This is a genomic window from Pseudomonas sp. CFBP 13719 (assembly GCF_014842095.1).
In the GTDB taxonomy this organism is placed as follows: Bacteria; Pseudomonadota; Gammaproteobacteria; order Pseudomonadales; family Pseudomonadaceae; genus Aquipseudomonas.
Genome location: NZ_JACYVB010000001.1, coordinates 773,734 through 795,813, shown reverse-complemented (window position 1 = coordinate 795,813; position 22,080 = coordinate 773,734). Strand labels below are relative to the sequence as shown.

Annotated in this window: 18 protein-coding genes; 12 read left to right on the top strand and 6 right to left on the bottom strand. The window is 63.0% G+C overall.

The features are described 5' to 3' along the window. Positions 1-269: 269 nt before the first annotated feature. Both purU and IFT57_RS03740 read left to right on the top strand, forming a co-directional pair. Positions 270-1,121, top strand: a complete 852-nt coding sequence (gene purU, locus IFT57_RS03745) for a formyltetrahydrofolate deformylase (protein ID WP_122713377.1) — start codon at positions 270-272, stop codon at positions 1,119-1,121. 2 nt (positions 1,122-1,123) lie between these two features. Further along, positions 1,124-1,351 (top strand): hypothetical protein, encoded by a 228-nt coding sequence (locus IFT57_RS03740; RefSeq protein WP_192150567.1) that lies wholly within the window; start codon positions 1,124-1,126, stop codon positions 1,349-1,351. Here the strand turns inward: IFT57_RS03740 and IFT57_RS03735 are convergent. Beyond that, complete coding sequence (locus IFT57_RS03735) at positions 1,320-2,315, bottom strand: lysylphosphatidylglycerol synthase transmembrane domain-containing protein (protein WP_192150565.1); 996 nt, start codon at positions 2,313-2,315, stop codon at positions 1,320-1,322. The two genes, IFT57_RS03740 and IFT57_RS03735, sit on opposite strands and share 32 nt — an antisense overlap. 216 nt (positions 2,316-2,531) lie before the next feature. On the opposite strand from IFT57_RS03735, the gene IFT57_RS03730 reads away from it, so the two are divergent. Beyond that, positions 2,532-4,004: a helicase HerA-like domain-containing protein gene (locus IFT57_RS03730; RefSeq protein WP_192150563.1), complete on the top strand. Its 1,473-nt coding sequence runs from the start codon at positions 2,532-2,534 to the stop codon at positions 4,002-4,004. A 69-nt stretch (positions 4,005-4,073) separates the two neighbouring features. Here IFT57_RS03730 and IFT57_RS03725 read toward each other — a convergent pair whose 3' ends face one another. Both IFT57_RS03725 and IFT57_RS03720 read right to left on the bottom strand, forming a co-directional pair. Further along, the gene (locus tag IFT57_RS03725) at positions 4,074-5,546 is read right to left on the bottom strand and encodes an inorganic phosphate transporter (protein ID WP_192150561.1); all 1,473 of its coding nucleotides are present in this window, start codon (positions 5,544-5,546) and stop codon (positions 4,074-4,076) included. A 296-nt stretch (positions 5,547-5,842) separates the two neighbouring features. After that, positions 5,843-6,043 carry a hypothetical protein gene (locus IFT57_RS03720; protein WP_122797170.1) on the bottom strand — a complete coding sequence of 67 codons (201 nt, stop codon included), beginning with the start codon at positions 6,041-6,043 and terminating at the stop codon, positions 5,843-5,845. Positions 6,044-6,320: 277 nt separating this feature from the next. On the opposite strand from IFT57_RS03720, the gene pcaR reads away from it, so the two are divergent. From pcaR to pcaC, 9 genes are all read left to right on the top strand, one after another. Then, positions 6,321-7,190 (top strand): pca regulon transcriptional regulator PcaR, encoded by an 870-nt coding sequence (pcaR, locus tag IFT57_RS03715; RefSeq protein WP_122479417.1) that lies wholly within the window; start codon positions 6,321-6,323, stop codon positions 7,188-7,190. Between the two features lie 165 nt (positions 7,191-7,355). Then, a complete protein-coding gene (locus IFT57_RS03710; RefSeq protein WP_192150559.1) occupies positions 7,356-8,702 on the top strand; it encodes an MFS transporter in 1,347 nt (448 codons plus the stop codon). A gap of 133 nt (positions 8,703-8,835) precedes the next feature. Then, a complete protein-coding gene (locus IFT57_RS03705) occupies positions 8,836-9,696 on the top strand; it encodes a CoA transferase subunit A (protein WP_192150557.1) in 861 nt (286 codons plus the stop codon). Next, positions 9,693-10,472 carry a CoA-transferase subunit beta gene (locus IFT57_RS03700; RefSeq protein ID WP_192150555.1) on the top strand — a complete coding sequence of 260 codons (780 nt, stop codon included), beginning with the start codon at positions 9,693-9,695 and terminating at the stop codon, positions 10,470-10,472. Before IFT57_RS03705 ends, IFT57_RS03700 begins: the two co-directional genes overlap by 4 nt. Next, complete coding sequence (gene pcaF, locus IFT57_RS03695) at positions 10,469-11,674, top strand: 3-oxoadipyl-CoA thiolase (RefSeq protein WP_192150553.1); 1,206 nt, start codon at positions 10,469-10,471, stop codon at positions 11,672-11,674. Before IFT57_RS03700 ends, pcaF begins: the two co-directional genes overlap by 4 nt. A 231-nt stretch (positions 11,675-11,905) precedes the next feature. Continuing rightward, positions 11,906-13,195, top strand: a complete 1,290-nt coding sequence (locus IFT57_RS03690) for an MFS family transporter (RefSeq protein ID WP_122479412.1) — start codon at positions 11,906-11,908, stop codon at positions 13,193-13,195. A 45-nt stretch (positions 13,196-13,240) separates the two neighbouring features. Continuing rightward, positions 13,241-14,605 carry a 3-carboxy-cis,cis-muconate cycloisomerase gene (locus tag IFT57_RS03685; RefSeq protein WP_192150551.1) on the top strand — a complete coding sequence of 455 codons (1,365 nt, stop codon included), beginning with the start codon at positions 13,241-13,243 and terminating at the stop codon, positions 14,603-14,605. 10 nt (positions 14,606-14,615) lie between these two features. Beyond that, positions 14,616-15,404 (top strand): 3-oxoadipate enol-lactonase, encoded by a 789-nt coding sequence (gene pcaD, locus IFT57_RS03680; RefSeq protein ID WP_192150550.1) that lies wholly within the window; start codon positions 14,616-14,618, stop codon positions 15,402-15,404. Positions 15,405-15,416: 12 nt separating this feature from the next. Then, entirely contained in the window at positions 15,417-15,809 is a 393-nt protein-coding gene (gene pcaC, locus IFT57_RS03675; protein ID WP_192150548.1) for a 4-carboxymuconolactone decarboxylase, read from the top strand. A gap of 48 nt (positions 15,810-15,857) precedes the next feature. Here pcaC and IFT57_RS03670 read toward each other — a convergent pair whose 3' ends face one another. From IFT57_RS03670 to IFT57_RS03660, 3 genes are all read right to left on the bottom strand, one after another. After that, positions 15,858-17,123, bottom strand: coding sequence for an OprD family porin (locus IFT57_RS03670; RefSeq protein WP_122797175.1), 1,266 nt, complete (start codon positions 17,121-17,123; stop codon positions 15,858-15,860). Positions 17,124-17,450: 327 nt separating this feature from the next. Then, a complete protein-coding gene (locus IFT57_RS03665) occupies positions 17,451-18,905 on the bottom strand; it encodes an AdeC/AdeK/OprM family multidrug efflux complex outer membrane factor (protein WP_122713362.1) in 1,455 nt (484 codons plus the stop codon). Then, the gene (locus IFT57_RS03660) at positions 18,902-22,078 is read right to left on the bottom strand and encodes an efflux RND transporter permease subunit (RefSeq protein ID WP_122479407.1); all 3,177 of its coding nucleotides are present in this window, start codon (positions 22,076-22,078) and stop codon (positions 18,902-18,904) included. The genes IFT57_RS03665 and IFT57_RS03660 overlap by 4 nt, the downstream gene beginning before the upstream one ends. Positions 22,079-22,080: the final 2 nt, after the last annotated feature.

Genomic DNA, 22,080 nt, shown 5'->3' with positions numbered 1-22,080 from the left:
ATAATAAGCATCCCCCGAAGCCAAGTAAACATTTAACGCAAACACTGCGTTGATGCCGGCGTCGCCTGTAACATCCAGGTGAATGATTTTTCATGTCATTACCGGCGAGCTCTATTTAATACCTGTGAACGCATCGACAGTGCGCTGGCGGTTCGCCGCGTCAAGCGCGGCGGGTTTGCGCCAGGCTTGAAAGGCTGCAATCAATACTGCAGGTTTGCCCGTCAGCCGCTAGAATGGCGCCCTTTGCGAAGTTTCTGGAGTTTGAATACATGCGCACTTTTCGGCTGGTGACCGCTTGCCCGGACCGCGTTGGCATCGTTGCCAAAGTCAGCCATTTCCTGGCGTCCCACAATGGCTGGATCACCGAATCGAACCACCACTCCGATGACCAGAACGGTTGGTTCTTCATGCGCCACGAAATTCGTGCCGACACCCTGCCGTTCGACATCGACGCCTTCCGCGAAGCCTTCGCGCCCATCGCCGAAGAGTTCGGCATGGAATGGCGGGTCACCGACACCGCACAGAAGAAGCGCGTGGTGCTCATGGCCAGCCGCGAATCCCACTGCCTGGCCGACCTGCTGCACCGCTGGCACAGCAACGAACTGGACTGCGACATCGCCTGCGTGGTGTCCAACCACGACGACCTGCGCAGCATGGTCGAATGGCACGGCATTCCCTACTACCACGTACCGGTCGACCCCCAGGACAAGCAGCCGGCGTTCGCCGAAGTCTCGCGCCTGGTCGATCAGCACCAGGCCGACGTGGTAGTACTGGCGCGCTACATGCAGATTCTGCCGCCGCAGTTGTGCCAGGCCTATGCCGGCAAGATCATCAACATCCATCACAGCTTCCTGCCGTCTTTCGTCGGCGCCAAGCCTTATCACCAGGCCTCGCTGCGCGGCGTGAAGCTGATCGGTGCCACCTGTCACTATGTCACCGAAGAGCTGGACGCCGGCCCGATCATCGAGCAGGACGTGGTACGCGTCAGCCACAGCGACAGCATCGACGACATGGTGCGCTTCGGTCGCGATGTCGAGAAGATGGTCCTGGCCCGTGGCCTGCGCTATCACCTGGAAGACCGTGTGATGGTGCACGGCAACAAGACCGTGGTGTTCAGCTGAGCATGGGCGAGCCGCGCGACAAGGCCAGTGCCAAGCCGTTGCCGGTGCTCGGTGCGGGCTGTGCGAGCCGCTACGATCCCGAGGCACTGAGCGAGGAGCACGGCACCGATTTTCCGGGTGCCGAGGCGTTGTGGGCGCAGCAGTTGCGGGAACAGCAGCAGGCCAAGCCTGCCAGCGACGTCGACACGCCCGCTGCGGTCAAGCCTGGCGGGCCCGCAGCAGCTTGTTGAGCAAGGGCTTGCCCAGCAGCGCGACGAATACCGGGCCGCCGGCGATCAGGTAGAAGTAGTAGGTGACCAGCCGCCAGATCAGAATCGCGGCGGCAGCGGTCGACTTGCCCACCATGGGCGCCAGCAGAGCAGCCGAGGCCAGCTCGGCGGCGCCCGCACCGCCGGGCAACAGGCTGAACTGGCCGGCGCTCAGGGCCAGCATCTGGATCAGGAAGCTCCATGCCCAGTCCACCTCACTGCCCAACCCCTGCAAAGTGAAATACAGCACGCTGTAGCGCAGCGTCCAGTGCACGCAGGTCAAGGCGAACACCTGGGCAAGCACGCGGCGCGGCAGGCGGAAGTTGTCAGCGAAGGCGTCGAGAAAATGCAGCAGCTTGCGCGCCCAGCGCCGTCGTGTGGCGGGCTTGATGCGCAGCAGTTGCAGGAGCCGCCCGTTGATCTTGATCACCGGGCGGTGATAGCGCGCCAGTACTGCGCATGCTATCAACGCGCCCGTCATCAGAATCCCACTGGCCAGCAGCATGCTTTCCAGTGCCTGGCTGAGGTTGTGAAACAGCGCGTAGACCAGAATGCACAGCAGGGCGAAGAAGAAGAACATCAGGTCGTTGAGCTGGTCCATGGCGAACACGGCACTGGTCTTGGCCGCGCCGATGCCCTGGCGTCCCAGCAAGGCCAGCAGGGTCAGTGGTGCGCCGCTGCCGCCTGGGGTCGCGCAATAGGCGAACTCGGCCGCCATCACTACGGCAACCGTCTTCAGCCGACCGATGCGTGCCGCCTGCTCGGCCAGCAGCAAGCGCAGGCGCATGGCATTCACCACCCAGCCGACGCAGATCATGCCGAACATGCCCAGCAGCAGGAGCAGCGAGAACCCGCGCAGGCGCTGGAGCATTTCGCTGCCGCCCATGAGCACGGGAATCAGCACGGCTACGACGATGATCAGAACCAGCCACAGCATTCGACTCATGGTTGGCGATTCGTCGCGAGGTTCGCGGGAGGGGAAAGGCGAGTGCATTGCATAGAAGAGTCCGTGTGGGCCGGCGTCGGGCCGTCGTGGGCGAGATGATAGCCGCGTCGCAGCGATTCGTCAGCGACTTGGATTCACCCAGGATTTTTTCCTGCACACTGGCCGATTTGGCATTACGCTGGGCCATGCTTCATTGAATAACAGCAGAGGTGCAAGATGACGGATGCCCGACACGTATTGTTCGGTGCCGATTCCAGCGGTGAGCCAGTGGGCCTGGACCTGCGCCTGGCCAACCGCCACGGTTTGATCGCCGGCGCCACCGGCACCGGCAAGACGGTCACCCTGCAGCGCCTAGCGGAGGCTTTCAGCGAGGCCGGGGTGGCGGTCTTTGCCGCCGATATCAAAGGCGATCTGTGCGGCCTCGGCGCCAGCGGCAATCCGCAGGGCAAGATCGCCGAGCGGATTGCGCAGATGCCATGGCTGGATTACCGCGCTCAGGCCTGTCCGGTCACCCTCTGGGACATCCATGGGCAATCCGGCCATCCGTTGCGTACCACGCTGAGCGAAATGGGACCGCTGCTGCTGGGCAGCTTGCTGGAACTCACCGACAGCCAACAGTCCGCGCTGTACGCCGCCTTCAAGGTAGCCGACCGCGAAGGCTTGCTGCTGCTCGACCTCAAGGATCTCAAGGCGCTGCTCAACCACCTCCGGGACAACCCAGAGCTGCTCGGTGACGACAGCGCGCTGATGACCACGGGCTCGAGCCAGGCCCTGTTGCGCCGCCTTGCCACGCTGGAGCAGCAGGGCGCCGAAGCGCTGTTCGGTGAGCCGGCGTTGCGCCTGGAAGACATTCTGCACCCCGACGCCGACGGCCGTGGTCGCATCCATTTGCTCGACGCCAGCCGCCTGGTGCACGAGGCGCCGAAAGTCTACGCCACGTTCCTGCTGTGGCTGCTGGCCGAGCTGTTCGAGCAGTTGCCCGAGCGCGGCGATGCCGACAAGCCGTTGCTGGCGCTGTTTTTCGACGAAGCCCATTTGTTGTTCAACGGCACACCCAAAGCCCTGCAGGATCGCCTGGGGCAAGTGGTGCGACTGATCCGCTCCAAGGGCGTCGGCGTGTACTTCGTCACCCAGTCCCCCAGCGACCTGCCCGATGCGGTACTGGCCCAGCTCGGCCTGCGCATCCAGCACGGTCTGCGGGCGTTCACCGCTCGAGAGCAGAAAGCGCTCAAGGCGGTTGCCGAAGGTTTCCGCCCCAACCCCGAGTTCGACACCCTGGCGGTGCTCACCGAACTGGGCACTGGCGAGGCCTTGGTCGGAACGCTGGAAGAGAAAGGCACCCCGGCGATGGTCCGGCGCGTCTCGATCGCGCCGCCGCAGTCGCGTATCGGTCCGCTGACGGACACCGAGCGTGCCGCCGTGGTCCGCGGCTCTGCACTGGCCGGGCGCTACGATCAGCCAGTGGATCGCGAGTCCGCCTATGAACTGCTGACCGCGCGCAAACTGGCGCCCGCCGCCGACCCCGTACAGCCGCCCGCGCCAAGCCTGGCCGACAAGGCCGGTGAGTTTCTCAGTGGCGCTGCGGGACAGGCATTGAAGTCGGCGATGCGCCAGGCTGCCAACCAGTTCGGTCGCCAGTTGGTCCGCGGCCTGATGGGGTCTTTGCTGGGCGGCAGCAAGCGCAAATAGCGTTCAGTGTTTTCCCACCCATGCAAAAAGGCGCCCGCGGGCGCCTTTTCTGCAACTGTCGCTCAGTACCTAGCCGACCAGTTGGCTCGCCAACCAGAACAGCCCGGCCGCCAGGCCCATGGAGGCGGGCAGAGTCAACACCCATGCCAGCATGATCGTGCGGACCGTGCCACCTTGCAGCCCACTCTTGTTGGCTACCATGGTGCCGGCCACGCCTGAAGACAGGATATGCGTGGTCGACACGGGCAGGCTGAACACGTTGGCCGCGCCGATGGCGCAAGCGGTAACGATCTGCGCCGACATGCCCTGGGCGTAGGTCATGCCCTGCTTGCCGATTTTTTCGCCGATGGTCAGCACTACGCGTTTCCAGCCGACCATGGTGCCGGTGCCCAAGGCCAGGGCCACCGCCAGGATTACCCAGAACGGCGAATATTCGGTAGTGGCGGTCAGGTCTTTGCGCAGCTTCTCGAGATCGGATTTCTCGCGAGGTTCCAGCGCTGGCAGCTTGCCAACCTTTTTCGCCGTGTCATCCAGGCAGAGCAGGTAGCGACGCACTTCGATGCGACGTTCGGCTGCCAGCGAATGGTAGTCGGCAACACCTTCAAGCGTGCTCAGCAGCGCTGCGATGGTAGGTTCGGTCTGCTGCGGGTTGCAGCTGAATTTCTCCGGCAGATCGCCTTGCTGAGCCTTGCCCAACGCCAGGAACTCACCGAGGGTGGCCTGGTTGCGCTGGTAGAACTGGCTCAGGTGCTGGGTAGCGTCGCGAGTCCGCTCGATCTGGTAAGTGGTCGAGTTCAAGTCAAGTACGAATTGCTGCGGGACTATACCGATCAATACCAGCATGATCAGGCCGATGCCCTTTTGGCCATCGTTGGAGCCGTGCACGAAACTCACCGCCATGGCCGACAACACCAGCACCAGCCGATTCCAGAACGGCGGATGCTTCTTGTCGTCCAGCTTGCGACGCTGCTCGGGAGTCTTGTGCATCTTGGACGCCGGACGCCACCATTTCAGGCCGATCAGCACCAGGGCCGCGGCCACGAAGCCGGCAATGGGCGAGAACACCAGCGAGGCGCCGATATCGATTGCCTTCTGCCAGTTGACGCCATCGCCCAAGGGGATGTCGTTGATCAAGGCATTGGCCAGGCCCACGCCCAGGATCGAGCCGATCAGGGTGTGCGAGCTCGAGGCCGGAATGCCGAAATACCAGGTGCCCAGGTTCCAGGTAATGGCCGCGGCCAGCAGCGAGAACACCATGGCCAGGCCATGTCCGGTGTTGACGTTGATCAGCAACTCCACCGGTAGCAGGTGGACGATCGCGTAGGCCACGCCGACGCCGCCCAGCAGAACGCCGAGGAAGTTGAAGATACCGGACAGGAACACGGCCAGATGCGGCGGCATCGCTTTGGTGTAGATGACTGTGGCCACCGCGTTGGCGGTGTCATGAAAGCCGTTGATGAATTCGAAGGTGAGGACAAACGCCAGCGCTAAGAACAGGCTGACCAACACCCACGCATCCAGTGCGCTGAATAATTCGATCATGAAGGTTTTGTGACCGGGCCATTGAGGGGGCGCGATTATGCCAGAAATCGACGCGTTATGACCCCCCAGGCGCTGACCGGTGGGTCCGCTTTTCCAGTGCGCGGCAGGTAGTGGCAGAGGCTGGCGCCTTTGTAGCAAGTACCTCAGCCCCGAAAATTCGGGCTATCACTCAAGCGAAGGGTCTTGCACATTGCCTGGAATCATTCAAACGGGCGTATGAAATCTGTCGTCGAATGACGCATTTTTGAAGGCAATTGACGTGGCCTGCCGTGTACGGCACATCGGCCACGTCAGTGTCAGGCGTTGTGTTGCTGCAGGTCTTTTTCGATCTTCTGGATCTCTTCCTGAAACGCCAGGTCGACAATACTGGCGCGTTTGCGCCAAGGCTTGCGTTCGGGTTCCGGCTGAGCGGCGTAGGTGGTGATCTCGCCGCCATAGACTTCCTTGTAACGTTGTTCCTGGCGCTCCAGTTGCGCGCGCAGTTCGTCTTTCGTCACATTCATTACTCTGATAATTGGAAAGTTGAAACCCGCGGATAGGGCTTCATAAGCAACATGCCGGTCGGCGACCGCATTGTAGCGGCTCGCGGAGTCAACGGGACACGTAGGCCTGTCATCGAATGTGTATCGCGTCACTCGACACACATTGAGAAAGCGTAAACAGCGATAAGTTTCAGAACTGCCCACGAAGCGCCCGTGCCGCAGGTTTGCGATTATCGCCCGGTGGTTCGATAATCGCCCTCGATCGGTTCCGAAGAATCCCGAGGGCAGTACGATGAACGAACACACTCCACCGGCAGGCTCGACAGCGCCTCAGCGAACGGCTTTCAGCTCTCTGGCTCCGCCGATCGTCGCATCGCCGGCCAAGCGCATCCAGGCGTTTACCGGCGATCCCGACTTCATGACCTCGTTGGCCCGTGGGCTTGCGGTGGTTCAGGCGTTCCAGGAGCGCAAGCGACACCTGACCATTGCGCAGATCAGCCACCGCACCGAAATTCCGCGCGCCGCTGTAAGGCGCTGCCTGCATACGCTGATCAAGTTGGGCTACGCCACCACCGATGGGCGCACCTACTCGCTGCTGCCCAAGGTCCTGACCCTGGGGCATGCCTACCTGTCATCCACGCCCCTGGCGGTGTCGGCGCAACCGTACCTGGATCGCATGAGCGAGCAGTTGCACGAAGCCTGCAACATGGCCACCCTCGAAGGCGACGACATTCTCTACATCGCGCGCTCGGCCACGACCCAACGGCTGATCTCCGTGGACCTGTCGGTGGGCGGCCGGCTGCCGGCGTATTGCACCTCCATGGGCCGCATATTGCTCGCCGCGCTCGACGACGCCTCTTTGCACGAATACCTGCAGCACACCGACCTTGCACCCAAGACCAGCCGTACCTTGACCAGCAAGGTGACCCTGCTCGAATGCCTGGAGCGGGTCCGCCAGCAGGGGTGGTGCATCGTCGATCAGGAGCTGGAGCAGGGCCTGCGCTCGATTGCTGTGCCGGTGTACGACGCGTCGGGGCAGGTGCTGGCCGCGCTCAACGTCAGCACCCACGCCGGGCGGGTGACGCGGGCGGAACTGGAGCAACGCTTCCTGCCGATCATGCTGGCGGCAAGTCGCGACTTGAGTGCGCAACTGTTCGCTTGAACCGTCGTGGCCAGCGTAGGCATTGCAGTGTGCGGTGACCGCACACATCTGCAGGCGTCCGATTGACCGGGCCGGGGCGGGCTGACTAATGTCCATCGCATCGACTGCTCAGGCATGTGTCGATGTGCCCGTCTTTCCCCAATAACTACAATGACAAGAACAATAATGAACAGACCTGCCAACGCTGCAGGGGTGTGCCTGGATGTGCAGACCCTGATCAACGACCGACCGCTGTCGCGCTACCAATGGCGTGTGGTCATCCTGTGTTTCCTGATCGTCTTCCTGGATGGCCTGGACACCGCCGCCATGGGCTTCATCGCGCCCGCGCTGTCGCAGGAGTGGGGCATCGACCGGGCCAGCCTGGGGCCGGTGATGAGTGCCGCGCTGATTGGCATGGTGTTCGGCGCGCTGGGCTCCGGGCCCTTGGCCGACCGCTTCGGGCGCAAGCTGGTGCTGGTTGGGGCGGTGCTGGTGTTTGGCGGGTTCAGCCTGGCATCGGCCTACAGCAGCGACGTCGATCAACTGCTGATCCTGCGCTTTCTCACCGGCTTGGGGCTGGGCGCGGGTATGCCCAACGCCACAACGCTGTTGTCCGAATACACCCCTGAACGCTTTCGCTCGCTGCTGGTGACCAGCATGTTCTGCGGTTTCAACCTGGGCATGGCCGGTGGCGGGTTCATGTCCGCCAAGCTGATTCCTGCCTTCGGTTGGCACAGCCTGCTGTTGCTCGGCGGGGTGCTGCCGCTGCTGCTGGCAGTGGTGTTGATGGTCTGGCTGCCCGAGTCGGCGCGGTACCTGGTGGTACGCAACAAAAGCGTGGAAAAAATCCGTCGCACCCTTGCACCGATCGACCCGGACCAAGTGGCGCGGGCCGAGCGTTTCAGCGTTCCCGAGCAGAAAACCGTCAAGGCGAGCAACGTCCTGGCGGTGATCTTTTCGGGCACCTACCGTGCCGGCACCCTGCTGCTGTGGCTGACTTACTTCATGGGTCTGGTGATCGTCTACCTGTTGACTAGCTGGCTGCCGACGCTGATGCGCGACAGCGGCGCGAGCCTCGAGCAGGCCGCCTTCATCGGCGCGCTGTTCCAGTTCGGCGGCGTACTGAGTGCCGTGGGCGTGGGCTGGGCGATGGACCGTTTCAACCCGCACAAGGTCATCGCCACGTTCTACCTGCTGGCTGGCGTATTCGCCTACGCGGTAGGGCAAAGCCTGGGCAACATCACAGTGCTGGCGACGCTGGTGCTGATCGCCGGGATGTGCGTCAACGGCGCGCAGTCGGCGATGCCGTCACTGGCCGCGCGGTTCTACCCGACGCAGGGGCGCGCCACCGGTGTGTCGTGGATGCTGGGCATCGGCCGTTTCGGCGCGATCCTGGGCGCCTGGATGGGCGCGACACTGCTTGGCCTGGGCTGGGATTTCGAACAGGTACTGACGGCGCTGGTGGTCCCCGCCGTGCTGGCCACCGTGGCCTTGTTGATCAAGAGTCGGGTCAGTCACGCCGACGCTACCTGAAGCACGCCGCTGTATTGTTCGATTATCGAACGAATAGTCGATAATCGGATTGTTCGTGAGAGGCTGGCGTCCTAACCTGTACGCCAGCTTCATTCAAACAAGATGGCTCACAGTATCGAGGAGTCCTGCCCACATGGCTGCAATCCTGTCGCTTACCGATGCGGTGAAGCAATTCGTCAACGATGGCGACACCATCGCGCTCGAAGGCTTCACCCACCTGATTCCAACCGCTGCAGGTCACGAGATCATTCGTCAAGGCAAGAAAGACCTGACGCTGGTCCGCATGACCCCCGACCTGATCTACGATCAGTTGATCGGCGCCGGTTGCGCTCGCAAATTGATCTTCTCGTGGGGCGGCAACCCCGGTGTCGGTTCGCTGCATCGGCTGCGCGATGCCGTCGAGAAGCAGTGGCCGCAAGTGCTGGAGATCGAAGAACACAGCCATGCCGACCTCGCCAACGCCTATGTGGCGGGTGCCTCGGGGCTTCCATTCGCGGTCCTGCGGGCCTACGCCGGTTCCGATCTGCCCAAGGTCAACCCGCTGATCAAGACGGTTACCTGCCCCTTCACCGGCGAAGTGCTGGCAGCGGTGCCGTCGGTGCGCCCCGACGTCACGGTGATCCATGCGCAGAAAGCCGACCGCAAGGGCAACGTACTGCTGTGGGGCATCCTCGGCGTGCAGAAGGAGGCCGCCTTGGCCGCCAAGCGCTGCATCGTCACGGTGGAAGAAATCGTCGACGACCTGCAGGCCCCCATGAACGCCTGCGTACTGCCAACCTGGGCACTGACTGCGGTCTGCCACGTACCGGGCGGGGCACATCCGTCCTACGCCCATGGTTACACCGAGCGCGACAACGTGTTCTACCAGGCCTGGGACCCCATTGCGCGAGACCGGCAGACGTTTACCGCCTGGATCGACACCTACATCCGCGGCACACAGGACTTCAGCGAATACCGGGCCAAACTGGCCAGCGCAGCGCAGGTGACCCCATGACTTATTCCACCAATGAAATGATGACCGTCGCCGCGGCGCGGCGCCTGCGCAACGGCGCGGTCTGCTTCGTCGGCATCGGCTTGCCGTCCAAGGCCGCCAACCTGGCCCGTCTGACCTCCTCGCCGGACGTGGTGCTGATCTACGAATCCGGTCCGATTGGCGCTAAACCCACTGTGCTGCCCTTGTCCATCGGCGATGGCGAACTGGCGGAAACTGCCGACACGGTGGTACCGACGGGTGAGATCTTTCGCTACTGGCTGCAGGGTGGGCGTATCGATGTCGGCTTCCTCGGCGCCGCCCAGGTCGACCGTTTCGGCAACATCAACACCACGGTGGTGGGCGACTACCACCAGCCCAAGGTACGCCTGCCAGGCGCTGGCGGCGCGCCGGAAATCGCAGGTTCCGCCAAGAGCGTGTTGATCATCCTCAAGCAGTCGCACCGCAGCTTCGTCGAGAAGCTCGATTTCGTCACCTCGGTGGGCCACGGTGACGGCGGCGACTCACGTAAGCGCCTGGGTCTGCCGGGACAGGGGCCGGTGGGGATCATCACCGACCTGTGCATCATGGAGCCTGAAGCCGGTTCCAACGAATTCGTGGTCACCTCCATTCACCCCGGCGTGACCCGCGAGCAGATCAGCGCGGCCACTGGCTGGCCGGTCCGCTTCGCCGACGACGTGCAGACCACGGCCGAACCCGACGCCACCGAACTGGACGCCCTGCGCGCGTTGGAGGCCCGCACCGCGGCCGCCCACGGCCAGGCACCGGGAGAAGCATGATGCGCGACGTATTCATTTGCGATGCTGTGCGTACACCGATTGGCCGCTTCGGCGGCAGCCTGGCCAACGTTCGCGCCGACGACCTTGCCGCCGTACCGCTCAAGGCGTTGCTCGAGCGCAACCCGACGGTGGATTGGGCGCAGGTCGACGAAGTGTTCATGGGCTGCGCCAACCAGGCCGGCGAAGACAACCGCAACGTTGCGCGCATGGCACTGCTGCTGGCCGGTTTGCCCGAGGGCGTACCCGGCGTGACCCTCAACCGCTTGTGCGCCTCGGGCATGGACGCAGTGGGCACAGCGTTCCGCGCCATCGCCAGTGGTGAAATGGAGCTGGCGATTGCTGGTGGCGTTGAATCGATGTCACGCGCACCCTTCGTCATGGGCAAGGCCGATGCCGGGTTCTCCCGCAACATGAAGCTGGAAGACACCACCATTGGTTGGCGCTTCATCAATCCTCTGATGAAGGCCCAGTACGGCGTCGATGCGATGCCGCAGACGGCGGATAACGTGGCCGACGATTGCCAGGTCTCCCGTGAGGACCAGGATGCCTTCGCCGTGCGCAGCCAGCAGCGCACCGCTGCCGCACAGGCTGCGGGTTTCTTCGCCGAAGAAATCGTGCCGGTACGTATTCCCGGCAAGAAGGGCGAAACCGTGGTCGAGCAGGACGAGCATCCACGTGCCGATACCACCTTGGAAACCCTTGCCAGGCTCAAGCCGGTCAACGGCGCCGACAAGACCGTAACGGCGGGCAACGCTTCGGGTGTCAACGACGGCGCCGCCGCCATGATTCTCGCCAGTGCCGAGGCAGTGCAGAAGCATGGCCTGACGGCGCGTGGCCGGGTGCTGGGCATGGCCAGTGCCGGCGTAGCACCGCGGGTCATGGGCGTCGGTCCGGTTCCGGCGGTGCGCAAATTGCTCGAACGCCTGAACCTGACCGTCGAGGACTTCGACGTGATCGAGCTCAACGAGGCGTTCGCCAGCCAGGGCCTGGCCGTGCTGCGCGAGCTGGGGCTGGCGGACGACGCTGCGCAGGTCAATCCCAACGGTGGGGCGATTGCCTTGGGCCACCCGCTGGGCATGAGCGGCGCGCGGCTGGTGCTGACCGCGCTGCACCAGTTGGAAAAAAGTGGCGGCAAGCGCGGGCTGGCGACAATGTGCGTGGGGGTAGGGCAGGGGCTGGCGTTGGCGATCGAGCGGGTTTGATAGCCTTCACCGGCCTCTTCGCGGGCAGAGGGCTCGCCGCCCGCCCGCTCCCACAAGAACATTTGATCTATGTGGGAGAGGGCTTTTCTGTGGGAGCGGGGCGGGCGGCGAGCCCTCTGCCCGCGAAGAGGCCATCAAGCCATCCTCCATGTATCAAGCAGCCACCTGACTTGTGCCTGGGGTTGTAACAGGTTATGTCTAGCCTTTACCGACCTCAATGAGAACTAAAACATGACAACAGTTCATTACACCGGTGAGGAGCGCAAGAAGCGCATATTTGCCATCGTCGGCGCTTCATCGGGCAACCTGGTGGAGTGGTTCGACTTTTATGTCTACGCCTTCTGCGCCATCTATTTCGCGCCAGCCTTCTTTCCTTCCGACGATCCAACTGTGCAGCTGGTCAACACCGCCGGGGTGTTCGCCGCGGGCTTTCTGATGCGGCCGATCGGTGGTTGGTTGTTCGGCCGCGTGGCCGACAAGCATGGCCGCAAGAACTCCATGATGATCTCGGTACTGATGATGTGCGCCGGCTCGCTGGTGATCGCCTGCCTGCCGACCTACGCCACCATCGGCGTCTGGGCGCCGATCATCCTGCTGCTGGCCCGGCTGTTCCAGGGGTTGTCGGTAGGCGGTGAATACGGCACCACGGCGACCTACATGTCTGAAGTTGCCCTGCGTGGTCAGCGTGGTTTCTTCGCGTCGTTCCAGTACGTGACGTTGATCGGCGGGCAACTGCTGGCCGTGCTGACCGTGGTCATTCTTCAGCAGTTTCTCGACGAGCAGGAACTGCGGGCCTGGGGCTGGCGCATTCCGTTTTTCGTCGGTGCCGTGGCTGCGATCATCTCGCTGTTGTTGCGCCGTACACTGAAGGAAACCAGCACCGCCGAAACACGCAACGACAAGGACGCCGGTAGCATCGCCGGGTTGTTCAAGAACCACAGCGCGGCCTTCATCACCGTATTGGGTTACACCGCCGGCGGCTCGCTGATTTTCTACACCTTCACCACCTACATGCAGAAATACCTGGTCAACACGGCGGGCATGCACGCCAAGACTGCCAGCCTGATCATGACCGGCGCGCTGTTCCTGTACATGTGCATGCAGCCGCTGTTCGGCATGCTCGCCGACCGCATCGGCCGGCGCACCTCGATGCTCTGGTTCGCCGGGCTCGGCACCTTGTGCACCCTGCCGATCCTCATGGCATTGAAAACCGTCACCAGCCCGTTCCTGGCCTTCGTGCTGATCACCCTGGCCCTGGCCATCGTCAGCTTCTACACCTCGATCAGTGGCCTGGTCAAAGCCGAGATGTTCCCGCCGCAAGTGCGCGCCCTGGGCGTCGGCCTGGCCTACGCGGTGGCCAACGCGGTGTTTGGCGGATCGGCGGAATTCGTCGCCTTGAACCTGAAGAACATGGGCAACGAAAATGCCTTCTACTGGTACGTCACGGTGATGATGGCCATCGCCTTCCTGTTCAGCCTGCGTCTGCCCAAGCAGCCCAAGTACCTGCATACCGACCATTAAGCCCAGGGGCGCGCCATCGCTGGCGCGCCCTTGCAGGGGAGTTCCATGAACCAACCGCCGAACAATCAGTTGTTCGATGTCTATTTCACCGCCCCGGCCATGCGCCAGATCTTCTGCGACCACGGCCGGGTGCAGGGCATGCTCGATTTCGAAGCCGCGCTGGCTCGTGCCCAGGCCCGGGTCGGCGTGATCCCCGGCACGGCAGTCGCCCCCATAGAGGCCGCGTGCAAGGCCCAGCTATACGACTTCCAGGCCTTGGCGCAGGCCATTGCCAGCGCTGGTAATTCAGCCATTCCCTTGGTCAAGATGCTCGGCAAGGCCATCGCCGCCAGCGATGCCGATGCCGAACGTTACGTGCATCTGGGGGCGACCAGTCAGGATGTGATGGACACCGGTCTGGTCCTGCAGCTGTTGGCGGCAGCCGATCTGATCGAAGCCGACCTGCAACGTCTGAGCGAGGCGCTTAGCCAGCAGGCCCGTCGCCATGCCGCCACGGTCATGCCCGGACGCACCTGGCTGCAACACGCCACGCCCGTCACCCTGGGCATGAAGATCGCTGGCTGGCTCGGCGCCCTGACCCGCAGCCGGCAACGCCTGCGCGAGCTCAGGCCGCGGTTGGCCTGCCTGCAGTTCGGCGGTGCCTCGGGGACCCTGGCCGCCCTCGGCGAAAAGGCAATGCCGGTGGCTCAAGCCCTGGCCGAGGAATTGCACCTGAACCTGCCCGACCAGCCCTGGCATACCCAGCGCGACCGGCTGGTGGAGCTGGCCTCAGTGCTTGGTCTGTTGGCCGGCAGCCTGGGCAAGCTGGGCCGGGACATCAGCCTGCTGATGCAGACCGAGGCGGCGGAAGTGTTCGAGCCGTCCGCACCGGGCAAGGGCGGGTCCTCGACCATGCCGCACAAGCGCAACCCGGTCGGTGCGGCGGTGCTCATCGGCGCCGCCACCCGGGTGCCGGGCCTGCTGGCCACGCTGTTCAGCGCCATGCCGCAGGAACACGAGCGCAGCCTGGGGCTGTGGCATGCCGAATGGGAGACCCTGCCGGAGATCTGTTGCCTGGTGTCCGGCGCGCTGCAGCAGGCCCTGGCCATTGCCGATGGCATGCAGGTCGACGCTGAGCGCATGTTGGCAAACCTGGACCTGACCCAGGGCCTGGTGCTGGCCGAAGCCGTCAGCATTGTGCTGGCCCAGCGGATCGGTCGTGACCGCGCCCATCATGTGCTGGAACAGTGCTGCAAGCAGGCCGTCGCCCAGGGCCGGCATCTGCGCGCGGTGCTCGGCGACGAGCCGCAGGTCACCGAGCACTTGGACGCCAATGAACTGGACCGTCTGCTGGACCCTTCGCACTACCTGGGCCAGGCCCAGGTCTGGGTCGAACGGGCGGTGGCCGAACACGATCTTTTGAATGCGTGAGGAGATGAGCGTGGCACAGGTACAACTCGCCGACGGCGAACTCGATTACAGTCTGGAAGGCCCCAAGGACAAGCCCGTACTGGTGCTGTCCAACTCGCTGGGCACCGACCGGCACATGTGGGACGGCCAGGTGGCCGCCTTCACCGAACATTTCCAGGTGCTGCGCTACGACACCCGCGGCCATGGCCGATCCCTGGTGACCCCGGGCACCTACACCATCGAACAGCTGGGTGGCGACGTGCTCGCGCTGCTCGATGCCCTGCAACTGGACAAGGTGCACTTCTGCGGCCTGTCCATGGGCGGCTTGATCGGCCAATGGCTGGGGATCAACGCTGGCGAGCGCCTGCACAAGCTGGTGATCTGCAACACGGCGGCGAAAATCGGTACCCAGGACGTCTGGAACCCTCGGATCGAAATGGTTCTTGGGCAGGGCGAGGCGGCCATGCAGTCGTTGCGCGACGCCTCCATCGCGCGCTGGTTCACCCCGGCGTTCGCCGACGCCAACCCGGACGAAACCCGGCGCGTCACCGACATGCTCGCCGCCACCTCGCCCCAAGGCTACGCCGCCAACTGCGCCGCCGTGCGCGACGCCGATTTCCGCGAGCAGTTGGGCGCTATCCAGGTGCCGCTACTGGTGATCGCTGGCACCGAGGACGCTGTAACCACGCCTGCCGACGCGCAATTCATCGTCGAGCAGGTGGCCGGTGCGCAGTACGCCGAGTTTGCCGCGGCGCACCTGTCCAACGTCGAAATCGGTGCGCCGTTCAGCCACCGGGTCATCGAATTTCTATTGCGCTGAAGGAGCACGCCCGTGGACGAAAAAGAACGCTACAACGAAGGGTTGAAGGTCAGGCGAGCGGTGTTGGGCGAGGCGCACGTGGAGCGCAGCCTGAACAACCTGACCGAGTTCAACAGCGAGTTCCAGGAGATGATCACCCGCCATGCGTGGGGCGATATCTGGACCCGTCCGGGCCTGCCGCGGCACACCCGCAGCCTGGTCACCATCGCCATGCTGATCGGCATGAACCGCAACGAGGAGCTCAAGCTGCACTTGCGTGCGGCTGCCAGCAATGGCGTTACCCGTGAAGAGATCAAGGAGGTGTTGATGCAGAGTGCCATCTATTGTGGCATTCCCGCGGCCAACGCAACGTTTCACCTAGCCGAATCGGTCTGGGATGAGCTGGGTGTCGAATCGCGCCAGTGACGCCCGAGCGGGCCGGTGCGGGCGGCATGCCCGTCACCGGCGCGAGGGTTACAGAATGCTCAACGGATAGCTGACGATCACGCGGTTTTCGTCGAACTCGCTGGTGCTGTAGTCACGACGCATGGTCGAGTTGCGCCAGCGCATGTTCAGGCTCTTGAAGGTGCCCGACTGCACGGTGTAGGCCAGCTCGGTTTCGCGGCCCCATTCCTTGCCGTCGGTGACGGTGGCGGTGTGCACGTTGTCGCCACTGATGTAGCGGTTCATCAGGGTCAGCCCCGGTACACCGACGCCGGCGAAGTTGAAGTCATGGCGCAACTGCCAGGATTTCTCCTTGGCGTTCTCGTAGCTGGAGTTGTAGCTGTCGTTGGCCAGGGTGCCGCCACTGGTGCCGTTGACGCGCATCCAGCCATTGTCGCCGGTGACTTTCTGCAAACCGACATAGAAGGTGTTGCTGCCGTACTTGGCCGATAGCAGCGCCGACCAGGTCTTGTTGTCCAGATCGCCGGCGCGTGCGCTGCCGTCCTCCTTGCCATGGAAGAAGCCCAGGTTGGCACCCAGGGTCCAGTCGCCCAAGGGCTGGCTGTGGAGAATCTGCAGGTACTGCTGCTGGTAGATGTCCTTGAGCTCGGCGTTCCACAGGCCGACCAAGGTGTTCTTGTTGTTGAAGGTGTATTCGCCACCGACGAAGTTGAAGCGGTCGGAGGTGATGCCGGCGCGCCCCTGCAGGAACATGTCCTCCATGCTGGCATCGTTGCGCGGGCTGTTCTTGCGGAACTGACCGCCGTACAGGGTCAGGCCGTCGATTTCCTGAGAGGTGACCTGTCCGCCCTGGAAAGTCTGCGGCAGCGAGCGCCCGTCATCCGAGCGCAGGATAGGCAGCACCGGCATCCATTCGCCGACCTTGAGCACGGTCTTGGATATCTTGGCCTTGGCGGCCACACCCAGCCGACCGAAATCGTCGGCCGGGTCATTGCCGTCATGCACAGGCAACAACTGCGTGCCATAGGTACCACGGCCACCATCGAGCTTGACCGAGTACATGCCCAGCACGTCCACACCGAACCCGACCATGCCTTGGGTATAGCCGGACTTGGCGTCGAGAATGAAGCTCTGGGTCCATTCCTCGGACTTGCTCTGAGGGAAAGCCGGGTTGGTGTGATTGCGGTTGAAGTAGAAGTTGCGCAGGTTCAGACCTACCTTGGCGTCTTCCAGGAAGCCGGATTCGGCTGCAAGGGAGGGCAGGGCGGCCGTGGCAACGGTCAACGCGATCAGGTTGGGCAACAGACGGGGTGAACGACGGAAGTGCTGGCGCATGGGGGTAAACCTATTGTTATTGATTTTATGATTGACGCACGCTTGTACGAGCTGGTCATGCATGTTTCCAAGTGTTGCGCGGATGGTGCGTTGGGGTAGCGCCCGATTCAACCGACCACACAGGAATACGTGCGATAACCGAACACTAACTAACTGGTTAATAACAAGTCAGTTATCTGGTCATCAGACCACTATTGCTCAAGATTGAACTTTCGGCCAGTCCCGTGTGACATTTTCTTCAGGGGCTAGCGGCGTCGACACGTAGTTACCGCCTGCCTGGCATAAAAAAACCACCGCAGGCGGTGGTTTTTCTTGCAACGTTGCGCTTCAGCTTTTCGGAGCCTGCGCCGGCTGGGCCAACTGGGCCTGGCCCGTACGCTCATACCAGCCGCCACCCAAAGCCTTGTACAGATTGACTTCGCTGGTCAGTTGCGAAAGCCGGTCGGTGATCAGCGATTGCTGGGCACTGAACAGCGAGCGCTGCGCATCGAGGAAGGTCAGGTTGCTGTCGATGCCGATCCGATAGCGACGTTCAGCCAAGCGGTAGTAATCCTGGTTGGCCTGCACCGAGTCACGCTGGGCCTGCAACTGCTCGTTGTAGGTCTTGCGCGCCGCCAGGCCGTCGGACACTTCCTGGAAGGCCGTTTGAATGACCTTCTCGTAATTGGCCACGTTGATGTCTTTCTGGATCTTCGAATAGTCCAGGCTTGCACGCAGCGCACCGGCGTTGAAGATCGGCAGGCTGATGCTGGGCGAGAACAACCAGCTGCCGGAGCCGGCGTCGAACAGACCGGACAGCTGGCGGCTCGACGTGCCGGCGTTGGCGGTCAGGCTGATGCTGGGGAAGAATGCCGCGCGAGCCGCGCCGATGTTGGCGTTGGCGGCCAGCAAGGCGTGCTCGGCTTCAAGGATGTCCGGGCGCCGGGTCAGCAGCTGGGACGGCATGCCTGCAGGTACTTCGCTGAGCAGGTCGGCATCCAGGCCACGGCCCTCGGGCAGGTCCACCGGAATGCGCGTGCCCAGCAGCATGGTCAGGCTGTTGCGGTCCTGGGCCACCTGGCGCTGGTAACGGGCCAGGCTGACACGTGCGGTTTCCACCGCAGTGCGCGCCTGGCTCAGGTCCAGGGCCGAGGACACGCCCACTTCGGTGCTGCGGCTGGTCAGCTTGAGGCTCTGTTCGAAGGCGCCCAGGGTGTCCTGGGTCAGCTTCAGCAGCGCCTGGTCGGCTTGCCAGGTCAGGTAGGCATTGGCCACGTTGGCCACCAGGCTGATCTGGGTGGAACGACGTGCCTCTTCGCTGGACAGGTAGGTTTGCAGCGCCTGTTCGTTGAGGCTGCGAATGCGGCCCCACAGGTCCAGTTCATAGGCGCTGACGCCCAAGGTCACCCCGTACTGGCTGGAGATGCCCGACTCGCCAAGTTGTGACAGGTCGGCCGGCGTGCGCTGACGCGTACCGGTGCCGTCGGCGTTGATGGCCGGGAACAGATCGGCGCGCTGGATGCGGTACTGCGCCCGGTAGGCCTCGATGTTCAGGGCCGCCACGCGCAGGTCGCGGTTGTTCTGCAGCGCCACCTGCACCAGGCGCTCGAGCGCCGGGTCGGTGAAGAACTGCCGCCAGCCTTGTTCGGCCGCAGCCACTTCGGCCGCATCGGCGGGCGCGTAGGCCTCGCCTTGCGGGAACTGCTCGGCCACTGGCAGGGCAGGCTGCTGGTACTCGGGGATCATCGAGCAGCCGCCGAGCACGAAGGCGGCGACAGCGATGGATATCAGTGACTTGCTCATTGGCCAGCCTCTTCGTGTGTAATGGCTTTGTCGTTGCCCTTGTCTTTCTCGTGTTCCTTGTCGTATTTGCTCTTGAACATCGACGACACGGCCACGTAGAACATCGGCACCCAGAAGATTGCCAGGACGGTGGCGGTGATCATACCGCCGATCACCCCGGTACCGATGGCATGTTGGCTGCCTGAACCTGCGCCGCTGGAAATCGCCAGCGGAACAACGCCGAGGATGAACGCCAGGGACGTCATGATGATCGGCCGCAGACGCATGCGGCACGCCTCGGCTGCTGCATCGACCAGGCTCTTGCCCTGTTCGTGCAGTTCCTTGGCGAACTCGACGATCAGAATGGCGTTCTTCGCCGCCAACCCCACCGTCACCAGCAGGCCCACCTGGAAGAACACGTCGTTGGACAAGCCGCGCATACTGGTGGCGATCAACGCACCGATGACACCGAGCGGCACCACCAGAAGCACTGCGATCGGGATCGACCAGCTTTCATACAGGGCTGCCAGACAGAGGAACACGAACAGCAGCGAGATCGCATAGAGCGCTGGGGCCTGAGAGCCGGACAGACGTTCTTCGTACGACAGACCGGTGAACGAATAGCCGATGCCATCCGGCAGCTTCTTCGCCAGCGCCTCGACCTCGGCCATGGCGTCACCCGAGCTGTAGCCCGGTGCCGGCGTACCCAGGATTTCCATCGCCGCGACGCCGTTGTAGCGCGACAGTTTGGGCGAACCGTAGATCCACTCGCCGGTAGCGATGGCCGACAGCGGAACCATGGTGCCGGAGTCGTTGCGTACGTACCACTTGTTCAAGTCTTCGGGGGTCATCCGCGCTGCCGCTTCGCCCTGTACATAGACTTTCTTCACCCGACCACGGTCGATGAAGTCGTTGACGTAGCTACCGCCCAAAGCGATGGATAGGGTCTGGTTGATGGTCGACAAGGTGATGCCCAAGGCACTGGCCTTCTCGTCATCCACGGTGAGCTGGTACTGCGGCTCGTCGTTCAGACCGTTGGGACGCACGCCAGCCAGGATCTTGCTCTGGGCGGCCATGCCGAGGAACTGGTTGCGTGCCTCGAGCAGTTTTTCGTGGCCAACCCCACCCTGATCCTGCAGGTAGAAGTCGAAGCCCGAGGCGTTACCCAGTTCCAATACCGAAGGCGGGACAACAGCGAACACCATGGCATCGCGGAAGCTGGCGAAATGTTTCTGCGCACGCTCGGCGATCTTGAACACGGTCGTCTCGGCGTCGCGCTCACCCCAGGGTTTGAGCATGACGAACGCCAGGCCCGAACTCTGGCCACGACCGGCGAAGTTGAAGCCGTTGACACTGAATACCGACTTCACACCGGCGCCTTCGCCATTTTCCCCGTCGAGCAGGAAGGTGCGCATCTCGTCGATGACCTTCTGCGTCCGCTCGGCCGAGGAGCCTGCAGGCGTCTGCACCTGGGCGAAAATCACGCCCTGGTCTTCTTCCGGCAGGAACGCCGAAGGGATGCGGGTGAACAGGAAGATCATGCCAGCGAAAATGATCAGATAAACGATGAACGCCGGCAGCTTGTGCGTGACCATGCGCTTCACGCCGTTTTCGTAGCTGACCACGCTGCGGTCGAAGGTTCGGTTGAACCAGCCGAAGAACCCGCGCTTGGGCTGGCCGTGCTTTTCCGGATCGATCGGCTTGAGCATGGTGGCGCACAATGCCGGGGTGAAGATCAGCGCGACCAGTACCGACAGCGCCATGGCCGAAACGATGGTGATCGAGAACTGTTTGTAGATCACACCGGTGGAGCCGCCGAAGAAGGCCATCGGCAGCAATACCGCCGAGAGCACCATGGCGATACCGACCAGCGCGCCCTGGATCTGCTCCATGGACTTCTTGGTCGCCTCCTTGGGCGACAAGTGCTCCTCGGCCATGACCCGCTCGACGTTCTCCACCACCACGATCGCATCGTCCACCAATAGTCCGATGGCCAGGATCATGCCGAACATGGTCAAGGTATTGATGGTGAAACCGAACGCGGCGAGGATGCCGAAAGTGCCGAGCAGTACCACCGGTACCGTCATGGTCGTGATGACCGTGGCGCGGAAGTTCTGCAGGAACAGGTACATCACCAGGAACACCAGCACGATCGCTTCGATCAGCGTGTGCACAACGCCGGAAATCGACTCGGTCACGGTCGGCGTGGTGTCGTACGGGTAAACCACTTTCATGCCAGGCGGAAAGAACGGCTCCAGGTTGGCCACGGTGGCACGAATCGCCTTGGCCGTGTCCAGCGCGTTGGCGCCCGAGGCCAGCTTGATCGCCATGCCCGAGGCCGGCTTGCCGTTGAACTGGGCGTCGATGCTGTAGCTCTGGCCGCCCAAAGCGATGCGCGCGACGTCCTTGAGACGTACCTGCGAACCGTCAGCGTCGACCTTGAGCAGAATGTTGCCGAACTGCTCGGCGGTCTGCAGGCGGGTCTTGCCGATGATGGTGGCGTTGAGCTGGGTGCCAGGCACGGCTGGCAAGCCGCCGAGCTGACCGGTGGCGATCTGCACGTTCTGCGCGCTGATCGCGGCGCTGATTTCTACCGGTGTCAGTTGATACTTGTTCAACTTGGCCGGGTCCAGCCAGATGCGCATGGCGTACTGCGAACCGAACACCTGGAAGTCGCCCACGCCCGAGGTCCGCGAGATCGGGTCCTGGATGTTGGAAACGATGTAGTTGGACAAGTCTTCCCGGGTCAACGTGTCGTCTTCGGCCACCAGGCCGATCACCAACAGGAAGTTTTTCACCGACTTGGTCACGCGCAGGCCCTGTTGCTGCACTTCCTGCGGCAACAGTGGGGTGGCCAGGTTGAGCTTGTTCTGCACCTGCACCTGGGCAATGTCGGGGTTGGTGCCCTGGTTGAAGGTCACGCTGATGGTCATGCTGCCGTCGGAGTTGCTTTCCGAGGAAACGTAACGCAGGTTGTCGATACCGTTGAGCTGCTGCTCGATGATCTGTACCACGGTGTCCTGCACGGTCTGTGCGGACGCACCTGGGTAGGTGACCTGGATGTCGATGGCGGTCGGCGCGATGGCCGGGTATTGGTTGATGGGCAGCTTGAGAATGGCCAGCCCACCCACCAGCATGATCACCAGGGCAAGAACCCAGGCGAAAATGGGGCGGTCGATAAAGAATTTAGACATCG

Coding starts and splice junctions, on each gene's coding strand:
- IFT57_RS03725 (WP_192150561.1), bottom strand. CDS start 5,546: ATGATCGAATTATTCAGCGCACTGGATGCGTGGGTGTTGGTCAGCCTG.
- IFT57_RS03685 (WP_192150551.1), top strand. CDS start 13,241: ATGAACCAACCGCCGAACAATCAGTTGTTCGATGTCTATTTCACCGCC.
- IFT57_RS03665 (WP_122713362.1), bottom strand. CDS start 18,905: ATGAGCAAGTCACTGATATCCATCGCTGTCGCCGCCTTCGTGCTCGGC.
- IFT57_RS03705 (WP_192150557.1), top strand. CDS start 8,836: ATGGCTGCAATCCTGTCGCTTACCGATGCGGTGAAGCAATTCGTCAAC.
- IFT57_RS03670 (WP_122797175.1), bottom strand. CDS start 17,123: ATGCGCCAGCACTTCCGTCGTTCACCCCGTCTGTTGCCCAACCTGATC.
- IFT57_RS03710 (WP_192150559.1), top strand. CDS start 7,356: ATGAACAGACCTGCCAACGCTGCAGGGGTGTGCCTGGATGTGCAGACC.
- IFT57_RS03740 (WP_192150567.1), top strand. CDS start 1,124: ATGGGCGAGCCGCGCGACAAGGCCAGTGCCAAGCCGTTGCCGGTGCTC.
- IFT57_RS03700 (WP_192150555.1), top strand. CDS start 9,693: ATGACTTATTCCACCAATGAAATGATGACCGTCGCCGCGGCGCGGCGC.
- IFT57_RS03690 (WP_122479412.1), top strand. CDS start 11,906: ATGACAACAGTTCATTACACCGGTGAGGAGCGCAAGAAGCGCATATTT.
- IFT57_RS03660 (WP_122479407.1), bottom strand. CDS start 22,078: ATGTCTAAATTCTTTATCGACCGCCCCATTTTCGCCTGGGTTCTTGCC.
- IFT57_RS03735 (WP_192150565.1), bottom strand. CDS start 2,315: ATGAGTCGAATGCTGTGGCTGGTTCTGATCATCGTCGTAGCCGTGCTG.
- pcaF (WP_192150553.1), top strand. CDS start 10,469: ATGATGCGCGACGTATTCATTTGCGATGCTGTGCGTACACCGATTGGC.
- IFT57_RS03730 (WP_192150563.1), top strand. CDS start 2,532: ATGACGGATGCCCGACACGTATTGTTCGGTGCCGATTCCAGCGGTGAG.
- purU (WP_122713377.1), top strand. CDS start 270: ATGCGCACTTTTCGGCTGGTGACCGCTTGCCCGGACCGCGTTGGCATC.
- pcaR (WP_122479417.1), top strand. CDS start 6,321: ATGAACGAACACACTCCACCGGCAGGCTCGACAGCGCCTCAGCGAACG.